Below are 16,650 nucleotides of genomic sequence, written 5' to 3'. Positions count from 1 at the left end.
ACGCCGGCCCAACCCGACGGGTGCTTACAGGTCGAGCAACAGACGCGCCGGATCTTCCAGCGCGTCTTTCATGGCCACCAGCGACAGCACCGCTTCGCGACCGTCGATGATGCGGTGGTCGTACGACAGCGCCAGGTAGTTCATCGGGCGGATCACGATCTGGCCGTTTTCAACCACAGCGCGTTCCTTGGTGGCGTGCACGCCGAGAATCGCGGATTGCGGCGGGTTGATGATCGGGGTCGACAGCATCGAACCGAACACACCACCGTTCGAGATCGAGAACGTACCGCCAGTCATTTCGTCGATCGACAGCTTGCCGTCTTTCGCTTTCTGACCGAATTCGGCGATCTTCTTCTCGATTTCCGCGAGGCTCAGCTGATCCGCATTGCGCAGGATCGGCACCACCAGGCCGCGCGGCGAACCGACCGCGATACCAATGTCGAAGTAGCCGTGATAGACGATGTCGTTACCGTCGATCGACGCGTTCACCAGCGGGTACTTCTTCAGCGCGTGAACCGCCGCCTTGACGAAGAACGACATGAAACCCAGCTTCACGCCGTGTTCTTTTTCGAACTTGTCTTTGTACTTGTTGCGCAGGTCCATGACCGGGGCCATGTTCACTTCGTTGAACGTGGTCAGGATGGCGTTGGTCTGCTGCGACTCGAGCAGACGTTCGGCGATACGCGCACGCAGACGCGACATCGGCACGCGTTGTTCCGGACGGTCCTTCAGCCACTGGTCGGCCGAGGCCGGGCCCTTGACTTCCGGCAGCGACGGCTTGGCCGCCTTCGGTGCGGCAGCGGCCGGAGCCGGTGCGGCCTTGGCCGCCGGGGCGCCCGCGCTCAGCACGTCGCCCTTGGTGATGCGGCCGTCACGGCCCGTGCCGGCGACGTCGCCCGCCGCCAGACCCTTCTCGGCCATCAGCTTGCCGGCAGCCGGCGAAGCCGCGGTGTTCGCACCCGTTGCGGATGCGGCCTGCGCGGCCGGAGCAGCGGCTTGTGCCGGCTCAGCGACCGGAGCCGGCTTCACTTCGGCTTCGACGGCGGCGGCGCCAGCCTTGCCTTCGGTGTCGATCTTCGCGATCACCTGGTCGGCGGCGACGATGTCGCCGTCGTTCGAGATGATTTGCGCGAGCACGCCGGCCGCGGGTGCCGGCACTTCGAGCACGACCTTGTCGGTCTCGATTTCGATGAGAATTTCGTCGATCGCGACAGCCTCGCCGGGCTTCTTCTTCCACTGCAGCATCGTGGCTTCCGAGACCGACTCGGACAGCTGGGGAACCTTGACTTCAACAATAGCCATTATGAATATCCTGAATACGTATCGGGTGACGGCGCGGTGAACGACGACCGCCTGCGAACCATGCCTGCCGTTTGTGAACCTGGTGATGAACCCTGGTTAGTCCAGTGAGGGCGGCACGGGAAAGCGCACGGCGCTTTCCCGGTTCGTCTGTTTTTGCTTATTTAGCGATCGACGAGCTCTTGAGACGGCCGAACGCGCCTTCGACCAGCGCCTTCTGCTGCTCGTAGTGCTTCGCGTAGTAGCCGACTGCCGGCGAGGCCGAAGCCGGACGGCCGCTGTACGCCAGCTTCTGCCCGTCTTTCATGCCTTCCTTCAGGTGATGCTCGATGTAGAACCACGGGCCTTGATTCTGCGGCTCGTCCTGCACCCAGACCACTTCGGTCGCGTTGTCGTACTTCTTCATTTCCGCTTCGAACTGCTTATGCGCGAACGGATAGAGCTGTTCGATACGGATGATGGCGACGTCATACTGCTTCGCTTCGCGGCGATGTGCGACGAGGTCGTAGTACACGCGGCCCGAGCAGGCGACCACGCGCTTGACCTTCTTCGCGTCGACGGCTTCGTCCACTTCGCCGATGATCGGCTGGAACGCGCCCTTGGCCAGTTCCGACAGATCCGAAACGGCTTCCTTGTGGCGCAGCAGCGACTTCGGCGTTGCGACGATCAGCGGCTTGCGGAACAGGCGGATCATCTGACGGCGCAGCAGGTGGAAAATCTGCGCCGGCGTGGTCGGTTGAACGACCTGCATGTTGTGATCCGCGCACAGTTGCAGGAAACGCTCGATACGTGCCGACGAGTGTTCCGGACCCTGGCCTTCGTAACCGTGCGGCAGCAGCATCGTGAGACCCGAGACGCGGCCCCACTTCACTTCGCCCGACGAGATGAACTGGTCGATCACGACTTGCGCGCCGTTCACGAAGTCGCCGAACTGCGCTTCCCACGCGACGAACGTATTCGGTTCAGCGGTCGAGTAGCCGTATTCGAAGCCCAGCACCGCTTCTTCCGACAGCACCGAGTCGATCACGTTGAACTTCGCCTGACCTTCGGCGATGTTCTGCAGCGGCACGTACGTGCCGTCGTTCCAGCGTTCGCGGTTCTGATCGTGCAGCACCGCGTGACGGTGCGTGAACGTGCCGCGGCCCGAGTCCTGACCGGTCAGGCGCACGGCATAGCCGGACGCGACCAGCGACGCGAATGCCAGATGCTCGCCCATGCCCCAGTCGAGCTTGGCTTCGCCACGACCCATTGCACGGCGGTCGTTGAGAACGCGCTCGACCAGCGGGTGAACCTTGAAGTTTTCCGGCACCGTGGTGATGCGTTCGGCGAGGCGCTTCAGTTCCGCGAGCGGCACGGCCGTGTCGGCTGCGTCGGTCCACTTGCGGTTCAGGAACGGCACCCAATCCACCGCGTACTTGCTCTTGTAGTTCGACAGGACCGGGTCGACCGTGTGGTGACCTTCGTCCATGGCCTTGCGGTAGGCCTTGACGAAATCGTCGCCTTCTTCCGCGGTGATCACGCCTTGTTGCACCAGCTTTTCAGCGTACAGCGCGCGCGTGCCCGGATGCTTGGCGATGGTCTTGTACATCAGCGGCTGCGTGACCGCCGGCGTGTCCTGCTCGTTGTGACCCAACTTGCGGAAACAGACGATGTCGACGACCACGTCTTTGTGGAACTGCATCCGGAAGTCGATGGCCAGCTGCGTAGCCAGCACGACCGCTTCGGGATCGTCGCCGTTCACATGCAGCACCGGCGCTTCGATCATCTTGACGACGTCCGAGCAGTACAACGTGGAGCGCGAATCGCGCGGGTCCGACGTCGTGAAGCCGATCTGGTTGTTGATGACGATGTGCAGCGTGCCGTGCGTGCCGTAACCGCGCGTTTGCGCGAGGTTCAGCGTTTCCATCACGACGCCCTGGCCTGCGAAAGCCGCGTCGCCGTGGATCTGCACCGGCAGCACTTGCAGGCCGCTGTCGTCGCCGCGACGGTCCATACGGGCCTTCGCCGAACCTTCGACCACCGGGTTGACGATTTCGAGGTGCGACGGGTTGAACGCGAGCGACAGGTGAACCGGGCCGCCTTCGGTCGAGACGTCCGACGAGAAACCCTTGTGGTACTTGACGTCGCCAGCCGGCAGGTCGTCGACGTGCTTGCCTTCGAATTCGGCGAACAGGTCCGCCGGCATCTTGCCCAGCGTATTGACCAGCACGTTCAGACGGCCGCGGTGGGCCATGCCGATGACGATTTCCTGGACGCCGTTGGCGCCGCCGTGACGCACGACTTCGTCCATCGACGCGATGAAGCTTTCGCCGCCTTCGAGCGAGAAGCGTTTCTGGCCGACGTACTTGGTGTGCAGGAAGCGCTCGAGGCCTTCAGCAGCCGTCAAACGATTCAGGATGTGCTTTTTCTTGTCGTTCGAGAAATTCGGCGTGGAACGGATCGACTCGAGCTTCTCTTTCCACCAGCGCTTCTGTTCCGGATCGCTGATGTACATGTACTCGGCGCCGATCGTGCCGCAGTACGTGTCACGCAATGCCTTGACGATCTCGCGCAGCGACGCGCGCTCGAAACCGAAATACAGGTTCGTGGCGCTGAACTCCTGGTCCAGGTCGGCTTCGGTGAAGTCGTAGAACGCGGGTTCGAGTTCGGGGATAGCGGGACGTTCGCGGCGCTTCAGGGGATCGAGATTGGCCCATTGCGAGCCGAGGAAGCGGTATGCGCCGATGAGGGACTGCACATAGACTTGCTTGCGGGAGGTAGCGAGGTCTTCGCCGCCGGTTGCCGCGCGCGGGATGAAGGCGTTAGCCTTGGCCCGTTGAGCAAACGATTCGACGATCGGGCCATGGGCCACGTCGTTGGCATTGCTGCCGTCCGATGCAGGAACATTCTGCAACGCGTCGAAATAGCTGCGCCAGTTCTCGGGCACTGACGCCGGATTGTCGAGATACGCTTCGTACATTTCTTCTACGTACGGAGCATTGCCGCCGAACAGATAAGAGTTCGACTGGAATTGCTTCATCATTTTTACGCTCACCTTTCTTCGAGTTTCTCGAGAAATAGCGGGTTACAGAACCTTCCGCGACACGGCCTGACCGTTTGGCGGATTGCGCGAATCAAGTCTTGCTTGGAAGGACCTAAAACTTTGCACCCGGGGAGCATATCACAGAACCGATACTCCAGATAGCAGACGGATTGCCGCTCAAGCCTTTTCCGACGGGGCTTTCGGGCAACTTTCAGGATGGACAACAGTCTTCTGCGGCAAACGGGGCCAATTGACTGCCAACTAGCATCAGACTGCGTCAGGTTGCATTGGGCGCAGAAACGGCAAAAGCCACCCAAGGGTGGCTTTTGCCTGGTAGCGAAGCGGGATTGCGCTCGGTTCGCTGCGTGCTCAGTGCACTGCGCTGCTTAGTCCACTGCGCCCTTACGGCTTGCGCTGCGGCGCTCGTGTTCCTTCAGGTAACGCTTGCGCAGACGGATGGATTGCGGCGTGACTTCGACCAGTTCGTCGTCGTCGATGAACTCGACCGCGTATTCCAGCGACATCTGGATCGGCGGCACGAGGCGCACCGCTTCGTCGGTACCCGACGAACGCACGTTGGTCAGCTGCTTGCCCTTGATCGGGTTCACGACCAGGTCGTTGTCACGGCTGTGAATGCCGATGATCATGCCTTCGTACAGCGGCTCGCCCGGCGACACGAACATACGGCCGCGATCCTGCAGCTTCCACAGGGCGTACGCGACAGCCGCGCCGTCGTCCTGCGAAATCAGCACGCCGTTGCGACGCTCGCCGACCGCGCCTTCCTTGACGGGCTGATACGAGTCGAACGTGTGGCTCATCAAACCCGTGCCGCGCGTGAGCGTGAGGAACTCCGACTGGAAGCCGATCAGGCCACGCGCCGAAATACGGTACTCGAGACGCGTACGGCCACGGCCGTCCGACGCCATGTCGAGCATTTCGCCCTTGCGGCGGCCCAGCTCTTCCATCACGCCGCCCTGGTGGCCGTCTTCCATGTCGACCGTCAGGTTTTCGTACGGCTCGTGCTTCACGCCGTCGATTTCCTGCATCACCACGCGCGGACGCGACACGGCCAGCTCATAGCCTTCGCGACGCATGTTTTCCACCAGAATGGTCAGGTGCAGTTCACCGCGGCCCGCCACTTCGAACGTGGTTTCGTCGCCGGTTTCCTTCACGCGCAGCGCGACGTTGTGGTTCAGTTCCTTCATCAGGCGGTCACGAATCTGACGGCTCGTGACGAACTTGCCTTCGCGGCCGGCCAGCGGCGACGAATTGACGAGGAAGTTCATGGTCAGCGTCGGTTCGTCGACGGTGATCATGGGCAGCGCTTCCGGTTGCTCCGGTGCGCAGATGGTCACGCCGATACCGATTTCCTCGATACCGTTGATCAGCACGATGTCGCCGGCTTCAGCCGACTCGACCTGCACGCGCTCCAGACCCTTGAACGACAGCACCTGGTTGATCTTGCGGTTCAGGATCGCGCCGTCGGGGCCCGAACGAACGGCGACCGACATGCCCGGCTTGATCGTGCCACGCGTGATACGGCCCACGCCGATACGGCCGACGTACGACGAATAGTCCAGCGACGTGATCTGCAGTTGCAGCGGCGCGGCCGGATCGGCCGGGCGAACCGGCACGTGCTTCAGCACGGCCTCGAACAGCGGACGCATGTCGCCTTCGCGCACGTCGGCGGTCAAGCCCGCGTAGCCGTTCAGGCCCGACGCGTAGACGATCGGAAAGTCGAGTTGTTCGTCGGTTGCGCCCAGCTTGTCGAACAGGTCGAACGTCTGGTTGATCACCCAGTCGATCCGCGCGCCCGGCCGGTCGACCTTATTGATCACGACGATCGGCTTGAGGCCGAGCGCCAGCGCTTTCTTGGTCACGAAGCGCGTTTGCGGCATCGGGCCTTCGACCGCGTCCACCAGCAACAGCACCGAGTCGACCATGGACAGCACGCGCTCCACTTCGCCGCCGAAGTCGGCGTGGCCCGGCGTGTCGACGATGTTGATGTGCGTGCCTTCGTATTCGACCGCGCAGTTCTTCGACAGAATCGTGATGCCACGTTCTTTTTCGATGTCGTTCGAGTCCATCACGCGCTCGACGACCTGCTGGTTGTCACGGAACGTGGCGGTCTGACGGAGCAGTTGGTCGACGAGCGTAGTCTTACCGTGGTCGACGTGGGCAATGATGGCGATGTTGCGTAGGGCGCGGGTCATAGGAAACCTGGAGACAGTTGGAGTGCGCCGCTTGCTTATGCCGGTTACTTATCGGTTGCCAGATAAACCACGAAACCACGACAAGCCCAAAGCGCACTTTTGGGAACCCAACATTATAGCACGCAGAAATGAAGCTATCTCGTATTCCCTGATTGCGCGACAGGCCTTGGCGCAACCGGGCGCCCATCACCCTGCCCGCGCCGATCGGCGCAACACTACGCAAAACCGCGCGCATCATGCCTTGAGCGGTAATGGATCCTTGCCTAAGCTGTAATAACGCTTGCCGCGTCAACCAACGGACCTCTATACTCCTGCCTAGTCAACCATTGCATTCGCACGAGAATCATGACGGAGCATTCTCCTACTCCCACGCCGGACCTCAGCCAGTATCAGCTCGGCGAAAGCGTCGGTTATCTGCTGTCGCGCGTGAAATCGACCATGTCGAATCTGATCACGCAGCGCAGCATGGCCGAACTGGGCATCACCAGCCAGCAGGGCAGCATCCTGTTCATGGTGGCGAGCGGCAAGTGCCTGCTGGCGGCCGAACTGGCGCGCGAATACGGCATCGACGCAAGCGCCGTCACGCGTCTGGTCGATCGGTTGGAGAAGCGCGGCCTGCTGACCCGGGTACGCAGCAACGAAGACCGGCGCGTGGTGCGCCTCGCGCTGACGCCGGAGGGCCACGCGATCGCAGCGAAAATGCCGGCCATTTTCAACGGTGTGCTGGACGACCTGCTGAACGGCTTCACGGCCGAAGAAGTCGGTTTTCTGAAGAGCATGTTGCGCCGTGTGCTCGTCAATTCCGGTGAACAAACGGGACTAACCCGTGATGCAGCAAGCAATTTCGACAGTAAATCGCAGTAGATTGCTTGCAGCGTCCATCATTACATTCCACTCAAAGAGTCGAGCGATGAAATCCCTTTCCCTGTCCGCGTCCGCGTTCTCGCGCCGGACCGCTGTCGCCGCCGCGGTGACGGCGCTCGCCCTCACGGGGTGCGCGAACTACTTCGGTATGAAAAGCGACAAGCAGATCTCGTCGCCGGCTCAGTACGAGTCCTCCCAAAGTCTGTCGGGCCAGGGCGGCCAGTGGCCGTCGCTCGATTGGGCCAACCAGTTCGGCGACCCGCAGTTGCCCAAGCTGATCGCGGAAGCGCTGGAAGGCAGCCCGTCGATCGCGCAGGCCCAGGCGCGGCTCGCGAAGGCGTCGTCGTATATCGAAAGCTCGCGCTCGGCGCTCTATCCGAAGGTCAACGGCAGCTATTCGTGGACCCGCGAACTGTTCTCGGGGAACGCGCTCTACCCGCCTCCGTACGGTGGAACCTGGTATAGCGAGAACAACGTGCTCGCCAGCGCGTCGTGGGATCTCGACCTGTGGGGCAAGAATCGCCAGCGCCTCGGCCAGGCCGTGTCGCAGGAAAAGGCTGCCGAGGCCGACATGCAGCAGGCGCGCGTCACGCTCGCGGCATCGGTGGCGAGTTCGTACAACCAGCTCGCGCAGCTGTATGCGTTCCGCGACATCGCCGCGCGCGAAATCGCCAACCGCCAGGACATCGGCCGCATTACGAACGGCCGCGTGGCCGCCGGCCTCGACACCAATGTCGAACGGCAGACCGCGAACGGCAATATCGCGACCAGCCAGTCGAATTTGACCGACCTCGACGGCCAGATCACCGTGGTGCGTTACCAGCTGGGCGCGCTGCTCGGCAAGGGGCCGGATCGCGGTCTGCAGATCGCCCAGCCGGTGCTGACCAGCGGCAACGTGGTGGCGCTGCCGGATAACCTGCCCGCCGACCTCGTCGCGCGTCGTGCGGATATCGTCGCCGCGCGCTGGCAAGTGGAAGCCGCCATGCACGACGTGAAGGAAGCCAAGGCCGAATTTTTCCCGGACGTGAATCTCGCGGCCGGCGTCGGCTTCGACGCGTTCGGCTGGGGCCGCTTCCTCAAATCCGGTAGCCGTCAGATGCAACTCGGCCCGGCGATCCATCTGCCGATCTTCGACGCCGGCGCGCTGCGCTCGCAGTTGAAGGGCCGTTTCGCCGATTTCGACCTGGACGTGGCGAACTACAACCAGACGCTGATCGGCGCGCTGTCGGACGTCGCGACGCAAGTCTCGTCGATCCGTTCGATCGACCAGCAGTCCGGCGACGCCCAGCGCGCGCTCGACGCGTCGACCAAGGCGTACCAGCTGGCCGTGATCCGCTACAAGGCCGGACTGTCGCCGCAGTTGCAGGTGCTGACCGCCGACCAGAACCGCCTCGCCGCCGAGCAGACGGTCACCAGCCTGAAAATGCGCCGCCGCGATATGCAGATCGGCCTCATCAAGGCGCTCGGCGGCGGTTTCGACGCAACGCAAACCGGCCTCGTGGTGCCGACCGATGCCCCGGCATCGGCCACCGCCGCGACCGCCGCGGCGAACTGAGCGCACGCACCGCACGACGCCACGCACAAACACGCAAGAACATCCGAATAAACGACGACGTTCAAGAGAACCCGGAGCACATCAATGAGCACCCCCCAGCAGCCCGCGGCTAACACCCAACCGGCCCAACCGGCGAACAACGGCAAACGCAAGCGCATGATGACGCTGCTCGTCATCGTGATCCTGATCGCCGCGATCGCCTACGGTCTTTACTACTTCCTCGTCGCGCGCTTCCACGAAGACACCGACGACGCCTACGTGAACGGCAACGTGGTGCAGATCACGCCGCAGGTCACCGGCACCGTGGTGGCCGTGAACGCGGACGACACGCAAACCGTCAAGGCCGGCGATCCGCTGGTCGTGCTCGATCCGGCCGACGCACGCGTCGCGCTGGAACAGGCCGAAGCGAATCTGGCGCAAACGGTGCGCCAGGTGCGCGGCCTGTTCGCCGACGACAACCAGTACGAAGCGCAAGTCGCTCAGCGCCAGTCCGATCTGTCGCGCGCTCAGGACGACCTGAAACGCCGTCTGGCCGTCGCGCAGACCGGCGCGGTGTCGCTGGAAGAAATCTCGCACGCCCGCGACGCCGTGAAGAGCGCGCAAGCCTCCGTCGACGCCGCCCAGCAACAATTGGCGTCGAACCGCGCGTTGACCGCCAACACCACGATCGCGAATCACCCGAACGTGCAGGCGGCCGCCGCGAAAGTGCGCGACGCGTACCTGAACAATGCGCGTAACAACCTGCCGGCGCCGGTCACCGGCTATGTCGCGAAACGATCGGTGCAGGTCGGCCAGCGCGTTTCGCCGGGCACTCCGCTGATGGCGATCGTGCCGCTCGGCGGCGTGTGGGTCGATGCGAACTTCAAGGAAGTGCAACTGAAGTACATGCACATCGGCCAACCGGTCGAACTGACGGCCGACGTGTACGGTTCGTCGGTGGTGTACCACGGCAAGGTGGTCGGCTTCTCGGCCGGTACGGGTTCGGCGTTCTCGCTGCTGCCCGCGCAAAACGCGACCGGCAACTGGATCAAGGTGGTGCAGCGTCTGCCGGTGCGGATCGCGCTCGACCCGCAGGAACTTGAAAAGCATCCGCTGCGCATCGGCCTGTCGATGCAAGCCGACGTCAGCATCAAGGATCAGAGCGGCGGCCAGCTCGGCGAAGCGCCGAATACGGTCTACCAGACCAACGTGTTCGAGAAGTACGGTGACCAGGCCGACGCCGAAATCGCCCGCATCATTTCGGAAAACGCCGGCCCGAACGGCGGCACGCCGAAGCCGGCTCAAGCAGCCGCGGCGGCCCCGGCCAAGCCCGCTGCGAAACTGATGTAAGCGGCGCGACGATTCATACAAGGTTTCTTTAATGGCTCAGGCTCAGGCGCAAGTCCCTCACCCGCCGCTCGAGGGCGCGCAACTGGTGATCGGCACGATCGCGGTGTCGCTCGCCGTGTTCATGAACGTGCTCGACACGTCGATCGCGAACGTGTCGATTCCGTCCATTTCGGGCGACCTCGGCGTGTCGTCCGACCAGGGCACGTGGGTGATTACGTCGTTCGCGGTCGCCAACGCGATCTCCGTGCCGCTGACCGGCTGGCTCACCCAGCGGTTCGGCCAGGTGCGTCTCTTCATGGCGTCGATCATTCTGTTCGTGATCTCGTCGTGGATGTGCGGCCTCGCGCCGACACTGCCGTTCCTGCTCGCCTCGCGCGTGCTGCAAGGCGCGGTGGCCGGCCCGATGATTCCACTGTCGCAAACGCTGCTGCTTGCCAGCTATCCCCGCGCCAAGGCGCCCATGGCTTTATCGATGTGGGCGATGACCACACTGATCGCGCCGGTGGCCGGGCCGATTCTCGGCGGCTGGATCTCGGACAACATCTCGTGGCCGTGGATTTTCTACGTCAACATTCCGGTCGGCGCGATCGCCGCCGGGGCGACGTGGATGATCTTCCGCAACCGCGATTCGGAGATCCGGAAAGCACCGATCGACGGCGTCGGTCTCGGGCTGCTGATCCTCTGGGTCGGCTCGCTGCAGGTCATGCTCGATAAGGGTAAGGATCTCGACTGGTTCTCGTCGACGACCGTCGTCGTGCTGGCGCTCACCGCGGTGATCTCGCTGGCGTTCTTTATCGTGTGGGAGTTGACGGCCGAGCATCCGGTGGTCGATCTTTCGCTGTTCAGCCGGCGCAATTTCACGAGCGGCACGATCGCGTTGTCGATCGGCTACGGACTTTACTTCGGTAACCTCGTGTTGCTGCCGTTGTGGCTGCAAACCGATATCGGCTACACCGCCACCGAAGCAGGTCTCGTGATGGCGCCGGTCGGCCTGTTCGCGGTGCTGCTGTCGCCGATCACCGGCAAGGTGCTGCCGCGTACCGATCCGCGTTATATCGCGACGCTGTCGTTCCTCGTGTTCGCGCTGTGTTTCTGGATGCGCTCTCGCTATACGACCGGCGTCGACACTTTTTCGCTGCTGGTGCCCACGTTGATTCAGGGGATCGGCATGGCCGGGTTCTTCATCCCGCTGGTGTCGATCACGCTGTCGGGCTTGCCGGGCAACCGGATTCCGGCGGCGTCGGGTCTGTCAAATTTCGTGCGGATCATGTGCGGCGGTATCGGCACGTCGATCTTCCAGACGGCGTGGGATCACCGCACGATCATGCATCACGCGCAACTGGCGGAGCAGGCGAGCGCCTACAACCCGGTCTTCGATCAGTCGATCCGGCAGATGGGCGCGGCCGGTTTCAGTCAGCCTCAGGCGTATGGTCTATTCAATACGATGGCCACGCAGCAGGCCGCGCAACTGGGCGTGAACGATCTGTTCTTTGTGTCGGCGGGAATTTTCGTCGCGCTGATCGCGCTGATCTGGATGGCGCGCCCGGAACGCGCGGGTGGCGATGCGGGTGCGGCGGCCGCGGCGGCGCATTGAGACTCGGGTTGGTTACCGCACGTTAGAGACCACGTGGTCGTGATGTAAAAAAGGCGGGACCGCTCTCAAGCGGTCCCGCCTTTTTGTTCGTGGCGCGTGTGTCGGGTTATTGAGGTCCGCCGCTTAACTCTCCGCGGTGACCACCAGCCGTTCGGGCGCCAGCACACCCTCACCCGGCTTCGCGACGCCAAGCAGACGGCCTTCCGCTGCATACACTCTGACGCGCGGCGCATTCGCCGCGTCGCTGCTGATGCTCAACTCGGACAGCTTCAGCCGCTGACCGTGCAGGAAGCGGCGCGTCGCGTCTTCATTCAGCTCGACAGACGGAAACGTCGACAACAACGCATCCACCGGCTGCAGCCATGTATCACGCTCAGCTTCCGTGGCGTCGGACAACGCGTCGAGCGTCACCGAATTCTCCAGCGTCAGCGCGCCCACGCCCGTACGCCGCAACGCGACCAGATGCGCACCGCAACCCAGCGCCTCGCCGATATCTTCGGCCAGCGTGCGCACGTACGTCCCCTTGGTGCAAGTCACCCGAAACGTTACGTCAGGGAGCGCGCAGGCGAGCAGATCGAGTTTGAGAATCGTCACCCGACGCCCTTCCCGCTCGACCGTCTGGCCGGCGCGCGCGTATTCGTATAGCGGTTTGCCGTCGCGCTTGAGCGCCGAATACATCGGCGGAATCTGGGTGATCTCGCCGAGAAAGCCGCTCATGGCCGCCACAACCGCAGCCTCGTCGCACGTTACGGCGCGCGTGTCGATCGCTTCGCCTTCGGCGTCGCCGGTGGTCGTGCGAACGCCGAGGCGCATGGTGGCCTCGTAGGTCTTGTCGGCTTCGAGCAGGTCCTGCGAGAACTTGGTGGCTTCGCCGAAACACAGCGGCAGCAAACCGGTGGCGAGCGGATCGAGCGTGCCGGTATGGCCCGCCTTTTTCGCCAGATAGAGGCGCTTCGCGCGAATCAGCGCGTCGTTGCTCGACAGGCCGAGCGGCTTGTCGAGCAACAGCACGCCGTCGAGCACGCGACGCGGCACGCGGGGACGTTGAGGTGCGGTCATGTCAGAAAGACGGAGTCGATGGATACGAAAAATGGCGCTGGTTGCGGCGCGGGATGGTGTTTTCGGCATTGCGCCGAAAACACCCGCGGCCGCGGCTCGCGGCGCGCTCAGTCTTCTTTCGCACGACTGGCGTTGGCTTCGTCGATCAGCTTCGACATCTCGACTGCCCGCTCGATCGTCTGGTCGTAGTGGAAGTGCAACGTCGGCACGGTATGGATATGCAGACGTTTGAACAGCTGATTGTGCAGATGGCCGGCCGCGTGCGTGAGCGCTTCGAGCGTCTGTTGCGGGTCGCCCGTCAACGTCGTGAAATAGACCTTGGCGTGCGCGTAATCCGGCGTCAGCTCGACACTTTGAATCGTGACGATACCGATACGCGGGTCCTTGACCTCGCGCAGCAGTTCGGACAGATCGCGCTGGATCTGATCAGCGATCTGCACGTTGCGATTGGGAGAAGTACGTTTTTTAGGCATGGTGTGATGTGATCCGCTTGGGCGGATGCAAAAAAGTGGCTTCGCGCAGCTGCGGCCTGCCGATGGTTCGTGGAGCAACGCTTGAGCGGCCCCATTCCATTGACGACGGGTCAGACCGCCTGCGCGAAACGGCGGGCCCAAAAACAACGGGCGGAGCGGGCGTTAAAGCCCGCTCCGCCCGTTGAGCCGTGCCGCGTGAATTACAGCGTACGCGCGACTTCGGTGATCTCGAAGACTTCGAACTGATCGCCTTCGACGATATCGTTGAAGTTCTTGATCGACATACCGCACTCGAAGCCCTGACGGACTTCCTTGACGTCGTCCTTGAAGCGCTTGAGCGAGTCGAGTTCGCCCGTGAAGATGACGACGTTGTTGCGCAGCACGCGCACCGACGACGAGCGCTTGACGAAACCGTCCGTGACCATACAGCCTGCCACCGCGCCGATCTTCGGTACCTTGAAGACCTGACGCACTTCGACCGTACCGGTGATGATTTCGCGCTTTTCCGGCGCCAGCATGCCCGACATCGCGGCCTTCACGTCATCTACTGCGTCATAGATGATGTTGTAGTAGCGAATATCGACACCGTTGGATTCCGCCAGCTTGCGAGCCTGCGCATCCGCACGGGTGTTGAAGCCGATGATGACAGCCTTCGATGCCGTGGCCAGATTGACGTCCGACTCGCTGATGCCACCCACGGCGCCGTGCACGATCTGTACGCGCACTTCGTCCGTCGACAGTTTGAGCAGCGACTGCACCAACGCTTCCTGCGAACCTTGCACGTCGGCCTTGACGATGAGCGGCATGTACGCCACTTCGCCTTCCGTCATCTGCTCCAGCATGTTCTCGAGCTTCGCGGCCTGTTGCTTGGCCAGCTTGACGTCGCGGAACTTGCCTTGACGGAACAGCGCGACTTCACGTGCCTTGCGGTCGTCCGGCATGACGATGACTTCTTCGCCAGCTTGCGGGACTTCCGACAGACCCTGAATCTCGACCGGGATCGACGGACCCGCCGATTTGGTCGGCTTGCCGGTTTCGTCGAGCATGGCTCGCACACGACCGTAAGCGCTACCTGCCAGCACCACGTCGCCGCGGTTCAGCGTACCCGACTGAACCAGGATCGTTGCCACCGGACCCTTACCCTTGTCGAGCTTCGCTTCGATGACGAGGCCCTTGGCCGGCGCTTCAACCGGTGCCGTCAGTTCCAGCACTTCGGCTTGCAGCAGCACTTGTTCGAGCAGATCGTCGATGCCTGCGCCGGTCTTGGCCGACACCGGCACGAACGGCGATTCGCCACCGTACTCTTCCGGCACGACGCCTTCGGCGACGAGTTCCTGCTTCACGCGTTCCAGATTCGCATCCGGCTTGTCGATCTTGTTGATCGCGACGACGAGCGGCACGCCGCCTGCCTTCGCGTGGGCGATCGCTTCCTTCGTTTGGGGCATCACGCCGTCGTCGGCTGCGACCACCAGAATCACGATATCGGTTGCCTTCGCACCGCGGGCACGCATGGCCGTGAAGGCCTCGTGACCCGGCGTGTCGAGGAACGTGATCACGCCACGCGGCGTTTCCACGTGATACGCGCCGATGTGCTGCGTAATCCCGCCCGCTTCACCCGCTGCCACCTTCGCGCGGCGGATGTAGTCGAGCAGCGAGGTCTTGCCGTGGTCGACGTGACCCATGACCGTGACGACCGGAGGACGCGGCAATGCTTCCGCATCCGACACTTCGCCTTCGACCAGCATGGCTTCCGGATCGTCCAGCTTGGCCGCAACCGCGTGGTGACCCAGTTCCTCGACGATGATCATCGCCGTTTCCTGGTCCAGCATCTGGTTGATCGTGACCATCTGGCCGAGCTTCATCATCGACTTGATGACTTCCGACGCCTTCACGGCCATCTTGTGCGCCAGATCGGCGACCGTGATGGTTTCCGGCACGTGTACTTCACGCACGATCGGTTCGGTCGGCGCCTGGAACGTAGTGTTCTGGTCCTGATGCTTGCCGCGACCCTTCGGGCCACCGCGCCAGCCACGATCGACGCCGCCGCTCGTGTCGCCACGCGTCTTGATACCGCGGCGCTTGGCTGCGTCGTCCTGCCAGCCGCCCTTACCACCGCCCGGCTTCTTCTTGTCACCGGCAGCCGGCGTGGTCGTAGCAGCCGGAGCAGCAGCAGCCGGCTTCTTGGCAGCCGGACGTGCCGGTGCTTCACCCGCCGGACGCGCCGGCTTGTGCAGCGTGCCTTTGGCTTCCGCGGCCTTGGCCGGCTCAGCGGGCTTCGGTGCCGGTTCCGGCGCCTTGACCTGCGCCTTGCGCGGCGTATTCATCATTTCGCGAATCGCACGTGCTTCGGCTTCTGCCGCGGCACGGCGCTTGGCAATTTCTTCCTGCTCGGCGCGCGCTTTCTCGGCTGCCTGACGCGCTGCGTCTTCGGCCTTCTTCGCGGCTTCGCGTTGCGCTGCGCGTTCTGCCGCGGCGCGTTCGTCGTCCTGCTCACTTTCCTTCGCGGCCACCGGCTCGGCGGCCTTGGCAGCGACAGGCTCGGCCTTGGCTGTTACGGGTTGCGCCGCCGGCTGCTGAGCTTTCTCGCGGGCTGCCGCCTCGGCCGCAGCCGCTGCACGCTTCTTCGCCGCGTCTTCTTCCGCACGACGACGCTCAGCTTCCGCAGCCTGCTCACGCGCCTGACGTTCGGCTTCTTCGCGTTCGAGCTGTTCCTGACGCGCCTTCAACTCCTGAGCCTGCTTTTCGAGCAACTCGGCTTCGTGACGCGCTTCCTCTTCACGACGCTGCAGTTCGAGATCGTCAACTTCGACCTCGACATCTTCGGCCACATGATTCGATGCATCACCGCCTTCACCGGCGGCTTCGTCGCGGCGGACGAAAGTGCGCTTCTTACGCACCTCGACCTGAATGGTGCGAGCTTTGCCCGTCGCATCGGACTGCTTGATCTCCGACGTATGCCGTTTCGTCAGCGTGATCTTGCGCTTGTCTGCATCAGTCGAGCCGTGAGACTTGCGCAAGTGGTCGAGCAGACGCGCTTTGTCCGTTTCGGACAAAGCGTCGGCTTCGCTCGCCTTGGTGACGCCAGCCGCCTGCAGCTGCTCAAGCAGCACGCCTGCAGGCATTTTCAGTTCCGCGGCAAATTGGGCTACGTTGTTACTCGCCATTCATTCCTCTTAATGCAAGGACCGATTCCTTGCGGTTAGCATCGGGTCATGCGGCCTGACGGCCGCGTTCAATTTAGT

9 protein-coding genes and 1 pseudogene are annotated in these 16,650 nt (G+C 63.0%); 4 read left to right on the top strand and 6 right to left on the bottom strand.

The features are described 5' to 3' along the window. Positions 1-24 precede the first annotated feature (24 nt). The 3 genes from odhB to typA all read right to left on the bottom strand — a co-directional run bounded on the left by odhB (position 25) and on the right by typA (position 6,534). Positions 25-1,302: a 2-oxoglutarate dehydrogenase complex dihydrolipoyllysine-residue succinyltransferase gene (gene odhB / locus B0G83_RS24170; RefSeq protein ID WP_105509918.1), complete on the bottom strand. Its 1,278-nt coding sequence runs from the start codon at positions 1,300-1,302 to the stop codon at positions 25-27. A gap of 157 nt (positions 1,303-1,459) precedes the next feature. After that, the gene (locus B0G83_RS24165) at positions 1,460-4,321 is read right to left on the bottom strand and encodes a 2-oxoglutarate dehydrogenase E1 component (RefSeq protein ID WP_105509917.1); all 2,862 of its coding nucleotides are present in this window, start codon (positions 4,319-4,321) and stop codon (positions 1,460-1,462) included. A gap of 386 nt (positions 4,322-4,707) precedes the next feature. Then, positions 4,708-6,534, bottom strand: a complete 1,827-nt coding sequence (typA, locus tag B0G83_RS24160) for a translational GTPase TypA (protein WP_105509916.1) — start codon at positions 6,532-6,534, stop codon at positions 4,708-4,710. A 345-nt stretch (positions 6,535-6,879) separates the two neighbouring features. Between typA and B0G83_RS24155 the strand changes: the two genes are divergently transcribed. From B0G83_RS24155 to B0G83_RS24140, 4 genes and pseudogenes are all read left to right on the top strand, one after another. Further along, entirely contained in the window at positions 6,880-7,398 is a 519-nt protein-coding gene (locus B0G83_RS24155; RefSeq protein ID WP_105509915.1) for a MarR family winged helix-turn-helix transcriptional regulator, read from the top strand. Positions 7,399-7,444: 46 nt separating this feature from the next. After that, positions 7,445-8,953: an efflux transporter outer membrane subunit gene (locus tag B0G83_RS24150; RefSeq protein WP_105509914.1), complete on the top strand. Its 1,509-nt coding sequence runs from the start codon at positions 7,445-7,447 to the stop codon at positions 8,951-8,953. An 84-nt stretch (positions 8,954-9,037) separates the two neighbouring features. Continuing rightward, a complete protein-coding gene (locus B0G83_RS24145) occupies positions 9,038-10,282 on the top strand; it encodes an HlyD family efflux transporter periplasmic adaptor subunit (RefSeq protein WP_105509913.1) in 1,245 nt (414 codons plus the stop codon). Beyond that, positions 10,281-11,876 (top strand): annotated as a pseudogene (locus tag B0G83_RS24140) (DHA2 family efflux MFS transporter permease subunit); the annotation flags it as partial. The gene B0G83_RS24145 and the pseudogene B0G83_RS24140, both read left to right, overlap by 2 nt. A 123-nt stretch (positions 11,877-11,999) precedes the next feature. Here B0G83_RS24140 and truB read toward each other — a convergent pair. From truB to infB, 3 genes are all read right to left on the bottom strand, one after another. Beyond that, a complete protein-coding gene (gene truB / locus B0G83_RS24135; RefSeq protein WP_105509911.1) occupies positions 12,000-12,935 on the bottom strand; it encodes a tRNA pseudouridine(55) synthase TruB in 936 nt (311 codons plus the stop codon). A 107-nt stretch (positions 12,936-13,042) separates the two neighbouring features. After that, the gene (gene rbfA, locus B0G83_RS24130; protein WP_105509910.1) at positions 13,043-13,408 is read right to left on the bottom strand and encodes a 30S ribosome-binding factor RbfA; all 366 of its coding nucleotides are present in this window, start codon (positions 13,406-13,408) and stop codon (positions 13,043-13,045) included. A gap of 200 nt (positions 13,409-13,608) precedes the next feature. Beyond that, positions 13,609-16,572, bottom strand: coding sequence for a translation initiation factor IF-2 (gene infB, locus B0G83_RS24125; RefSeq protein ID WP_105509909.1), 2,964 nt, complete (start codon positions 16,570-16,572; stop codon positions 13,609-13,611). Positions 16,573-16,650 lie beyond the last annotated feature (78 nt).

This window comes from Paraburkholderia sp. BL21I4N1, from assembly GCF_002973525.1.
Classification (GTDB): Bacteria; Pseudomonadota; Gammaproteobacteria; order Burkholderiales; family Burkholderiaceae; genus Paraburkholderia.
This window is presented reverse-complemented; position numbering and strand designations above follow the sequence as displayed.

What these genes read in the sequence shown, in the direction of transcription:
- odhB (WP_105509918.1), bottom strand. Translation starts at nt 1,302, where the DNA reads ATGGCTATTGTTGAAGTCAAGGTTCCCCAGCTGTCCGAGTCGGTCTCG.
- B0G83_RS24165 (WP_105509917.1), bottom strand. Translation starts at nt 4,321, where the DNA reads ATGATGAAGCAATTCCAGTCGAACTCTTATCTGTTCGGCGGCAATGCT.
- typA (WP_105509916.1), bottom strand. Translation starts at nt 6,534, where the DNA reads ATGACCCGCGCCCTACGCAACATCGCCATCATTGCCCACGTCGACCAC.
- B0G83_RS24155 (WP_105509915.1), top strand. Translation starts at nt 6,880, where the DNA reads ATGACGGAGCATTCTCCTACTCCCACGCCGGACCTCAGCCAGTATCAG.
- B0G83_RS24150 (WP_105509914.1), top strand. Translation starts at nt 7,445, where the DNA reads ATGAAATCCCTTTCCCTGTCCGCGTCCGCGTTCTCGCGCCGGACCGCT.
- B0G83_RS24145 (WP_105509913.1), top strand. Translation starts at nt 9,038, where the DNA reads ATGAGCACCCCCCAGCAGCCCGCGGCTAACACCCAACCGGCCCAACCG.
- truB (WP_105509911.1), bottom strand. Translation starts at nt 12,935, where the DNA reads ATGACCGCACCTCAACGTCCCCGCGTGCCGCGTCGCGTGCTCGACGGC.
- rbfA (WP_105509910.1), bottom strand. Translation starts at nt 13,408, where the DNA reads ATGCCTAAAAAACGTACTTCTCCCAATCGCAACGTGCAGATCGCTGAT.
- infB (WP_105509909.1), bottom strand. Translation starts at nt 16,572, where the DNA reads ATGGCGAGTAACAACGTAGCCCAATTTGCCGCGGAACTGAAAATGCCT.